Here is a 3,151-nt window from a genome sequence, read left to right as displayed (position 1 = left end):
TAATACTTCTTTTCTCTTTTCCTAACCCTTTTTCAATGTTTTTTAAAAGTATTTTCTAGTCCTTTGGTTTTATGGAAGTTAGATTTGAAAGTTTTTTCTTTTCTTCTCGCAAAGGCGCTAAGACACGAAAAATTAAGCAAAAAATTTTTTGAGCCATATAAGGCATGTAAGAGCATTGAAGAGATACTCCTTTATATAGTATATAGTCTTTTGGAACGCGGATTAGGCAGATTTGATAAATCAAAGTCCCGGATTTCAAAGGATTTATGTGGTTTGTGTTGGATTTTGGAATGTCGAATGTTGAAGTTCACCGCGTGAGGGATAGCAGTGAAAAGCCCACAGCCTGACGAAGGAAGTGCGAGGACTTGTAACAAATAGCCCGACCCGAAGCTTTTCGCGAAGGGACACGCCATAATAAAAAGATTTAGCTAAACTTAATAGCTTTGACTGGGGAAATTTTAGTAATTATATAGGATGGAATTAGCAAAACTAATAGACATATTGTTATTGTTCCTATGTTCAGGAATAATATTGACCAGAGATTGATATTAACTGGCGCTTGGTTGACATAATAATTTTCGGGATTAAGTTTTATTATTCCTGTATATTTCTGAATAAGTAATAATCCTATCGCGATTGTATTTCCCCACAACAACCCTTTTATGATTAGGTGTGCTGCATTGTATAGAAATATTTTGCGAACCATCCAGTTGTTTGAGCCTAATGATTTTAGGATTCCTACCATTTGGGTTCTTTCTAAAACAAGTACCAATAGCGCAACAACCATATTAATTGTAGCTACAATTGTCATTATAATAAGTATGACTATGATATTAAAATCAAAAAGCTTGAGCCACTCGAATATGTAATAATATTTTTGAACTATCGTTTGAGTGTCTAACGTTTTTGAAGCATCTTCTTTGTTTTGCGAGTTATTATATACCTCAGCACCTTTTTCTTCGATTTTATCGAAATCATCTATAAAAACTTCGAAAGCCCCAACTTCGTTGGGTTTCCATTTATTTATTCTTTGAATGTGACGAATATCTCCTAATATATAAGTTGCATCGAATTCTTGAAATCCTGAGTTGTAAATTCCTACTATATTGAAGACACGAAGGTTTGGGAGATGATTTCCGTTGTCTTTCATAAAGAAAGTGTTGCACTTATCTCCTACTCTTAGCTGCAATCGATTGGCTAAATATTCTGATATAAGAATTTCTGAGTTAATTTCTGATTTTAGATTAGGAATTCTTCCCTGCACTAAATATTCGTTCATATTCTCCCAGCGATACTCTTTTCCTACTCCTTTGAAAATTATTCCTTCAAAAGATTTTTCAGTTCTAATTATTCCTGCTTTGCTCGCTACTGCTTGAATATGTTGCACACCTTTTACAGAAGTGAAATTAGGATAAAAGTCTTGGTTTGTAGATATTGGTGTTAAACTTACTTGAGATTGATTGTCGTCGAAATTTGAAATAACTATATGTCCGTTGAAGGCTGCAACTTTTTGGCGTATTTTTTGTTGCAATCCTGTACCAGTAGCAATTGAAACTATCATCATAATCATACCGATAGCGATAGCCGCTATTGCTATTTTTATTATTGGCGCAGATATACTACTTTTATTGTTTTTAGAAGTAGTAAGTCGATTTGCGATGAAATATTCTAAATTCAAGTTGCTAAATTATGTAATTCAGTTTCAAAAATACATTTTAAACATTAATTCTACTAATTTTATTTGTTATAAGTATGAAGTCTTTTTTTAAATATTCGCAATGGTTTACATTTTGTTTTTTAGTCTTGTTTTCTTGTGGAAGCTCAAGAAAGTCTAAAGTTGAGAATCTAAAGTCGAAAGATATTGTTGTTGAACGAACCAATCAAAATCCTATTATTGAATTAAAAATTTTAACAGGAGCTGATAATTATACTATCTACTTACCCTTATTGAGAGATAAAAAAATTGGAATAGTGACCAATCAGACGGGAATCTTGTCGGATAAAACTCATTTGGTCGATTTTTTAATCGAAAAGAAAATAAATCTTACGAAAATTTTTGCCCCAGAGCACGGATTTCGTGGCACTGCAGATGCTGGAGAACATGTCATTGACGGAAAAGATTCTAAACTGGTTTGCCAATTGTATCTCTTTATGGCGACAACAAGAAACCTAAACCTGAACAATTAGCTGGAATTGATATTATGGTTTTCGATTTACAAGATGTTGGCGCACGGTTTTACACTTATATTTCTTCGTTACATTATATTATGGAGGCTTGTGCAGAAAATAACATTCAACTTATTGTTTTAGACAGACCAAATCCTAACGGAAATATTGTAGATGGACCAATTCTCGAAAAAGAATTTACCAGTTTTGTAGGTATGCATCCTATTCCTACATTGCACGGAATGACGATTGGCGAATATGCTAAAATGATAAATGGAGAAAAATGGCTAAAGAATGGCGTTCAATGTAAGCTTGAAGTTATTCCTTGTTTAAATTACAAACGAGAAATGTTATATAGCTTGCCTGTAAAACCATCACCAAATTTACCCAACAACCAATCTATAAATTTATATGCCAGTTTGTGCTTTTTTGAAGGCACTAATGTGAGTGTTGGTAGAGGAACCGAAAAGCAATTCCAGATTTATGGCTCACCTTATTTACCAAAAAGCAATTTTAGCTTTACCCCTATTCCAAATTTTGGAGCAAAAGAACCAACTTATAAAAACATTGAATGTTTTGGTGAAGACTTAACAGCTGTAGCTAAAGTAAAACAATTGGAATTGAAATGGCTTATAAAAGCATATCAAACTACTTCGGATAAATCGAAATTCTTTAATCCTTTTTTTACCAAACTAGCTGGAACTAAAAAATTGCAACAACAAATTGAAGCAGGAACTCCAGAAACTGAAATTAGAAAAAGCTGGAAAAAAGGAATTGAAGATTTTAAGGTTATGAGAGATGAGTATTTGATTTACTAAAGTTTATTTTTCAGAATTATAACTTTGCATTAAAACAAAAATGCCTCGCAATTGCGAGGCATTTTTTATGTAAAGAGAATTTATTTCTTTTTAAATTCTTCAATTTTTGCAGTAACTTCAGCATCAGTTCCTTCATAAACTTGAGTAGCTTGTGCAGTTTTACCATC

General features: G+C 32.6%; 2 protein-coding genes and 1 pseudogene. 2 read left to right on the top strand and 1 reads right to left on the bottom strand.

Annotated elements, in window-relative coordinates; translation table 11 throughout:
* Nucleotides 1–424: 424 nt before the first annotated feature.
* Complete coding sequence (locus ACHZC3_RS09500) at nt 425–1,678, bottom strand: ABC transporter permease (RefSeq protein WP_394759625.1); 1,254 nt, start codon at nt 1,676–1,678, stop codon at nt 425–427.
* Nucleotides 1,679–1,752: 74 nt separating this feature from the next.
* Between ACHZC3_RS09500 and ACHZC3_RS09495 the strand changes: the two are divergent.
* Together ACHZC3_RS09495 and ACHZC3_RS09490 are read left to right on the top strand one after the other, a co-directional pair.
* Nucleotides 1,753–2,501 (top strand): annotated as a pseudogene (locus ACHZC3_RS09495) (exo-beta-N-acetylmuramidase NamZ domain-containing protein); the annotation flags it as partial.
* A 12-nt stretch (nt 2,502–2,513) separates the two neighbouring features.
* Nucleotides 2,514–2,984: a hypothetical protein gene (locus ACHZC3_RS09490; RefSeq protein WP_394759626.1), complete on the top strand. Its 471-nt coding sequence runs from the start codon at nt 2,514–2,516 to the stop codon at nt 2,982–2,984.
* The last annotated feature ends 167 nt before the right edge of the window (nt 2,985–3,151 follow it).

This window comes from Flavobacterium sp. (genome assembly GCF_043720215.1).
Classification (GTDB): Bacteria; Bacteroidota; Bacteroidia; order Flavobacteriales; family Flavobacteriaceae; genus Flavobacterium.
This window is presented reverse-complemented; position numbering and strand designations above follow the sequence as displayed.

Coding starts and splice junctions, on each gene's coding strand:
- ACHZC3_RS09490 (WP_394759626.1), top strand. CDS start 2,514: ATGTTATATAGCTTGCCTGTAAAACCATCACCAAATTTACCCAACAAC.